This is a genomic window from Bartonella sp. MU37NMGALS, assembly GCF_042194015.1.
In the GTDB taxonomy this organism is placed as follows: Bacteria; Pseudomonadota; Alphaproteobacteria; order Rhizobiales; family Rhizobiaceae; genus Bartonella; species Bartonella grahamii.
The window spans coordinates 1-603 of the sequence record NZ_JBHIML010000147.1; the positions used below are offsets into that span (position 1 = coordinate 1).

Consider the following 603-nt stretch of genomic DNA (forward strand, 5'->3'; position numbering starts at 1 on the left):
ATCAGCATTGGCGTCTTGGAATGCTCCAACATCACATCCATAATGACGACGCAAAACCCGTGTCCCAATTCTTGTCGTCAGACATTTACGGAGTGACTGTTGACAATGCGCAAAGCCATATAAAAGAGAGCCATCCTTTTCGCTCATCCCGCACCGCATGCTTTAAGCTCCTTTGCTTGTCTTTGTGGTAGAAACAGTTGGGGGCGCAGAAACAACAGGTGCTGGTTTTTCAGTGATCTGACCAAGCAGCAACGGATATTTAGCCTCTTCCTCACTTAAACAAATTTCCTCACCCTTGCCCGGTGAACGCTTGCCTGCAACAAAGTCTGCATTGGTTAAAATAACATAAGTGTTCTCACGCATGATAAACTCCTTTAAAGGGGGGAAGAGGTTGTGGAGGGACCCATTTTGACCCCACCGTGTTTGTGGCTTGCGCCAACAGATTTTTGATTATGCTGTAAATCTTCTGCCTGAATGTGCACACTACCCGTTAATTCAACACAGGTTGCTTGATGAGAAAGCACCAAACCTTGGCTATTCAAATGGATTTGGTTTTCCCCATGAGAGAGAATGAGCTCATCTTTTGTCATTCGCAAAGCGCCA

The 603-nt window shown here is 45.8% G+C and carries 1 protein-coding gene and 2 pseudogenes; all 3 read right to left on the reverse strand.

Going from position 1 to position 603, the window contains the following annotated elements; all coding sequences use genetic code 11:
- Positions 1–159 (reverse strand): annotated as a pseudogene (locus ACFIJP_RS09610) (baseplate assembly protein); the annotation flags it as partial.
- Positions 160–162: 3 nt separating this feature from the next.
- A complete protein-coding gene (locus tag ACFIJP_RS09615; RefSeq protein WP_273790108.1) occupies positions 163–363 on the reverse strand; it encodes a hypothetical protein in 201 nt (66 codons plus the stop codon).
- 11 nt (positions 364–374) lie between these two features.
- A pseudogene (locus ACFIJP_RS09620) lies at positions 375–603 on the reverse strand (baseplate assembly protein); the annotation flags it as partial.

What these genes read in the sequence shown, in the direction of transcription:
- ACFIJP_RS09615 (WP_273790108.1), bottom strand. Translation starts at nt 363, where the DNA reads ATGCGTGAGAACACTTATGTTATTTTAACCAATGCAGACTTTGTTGCA.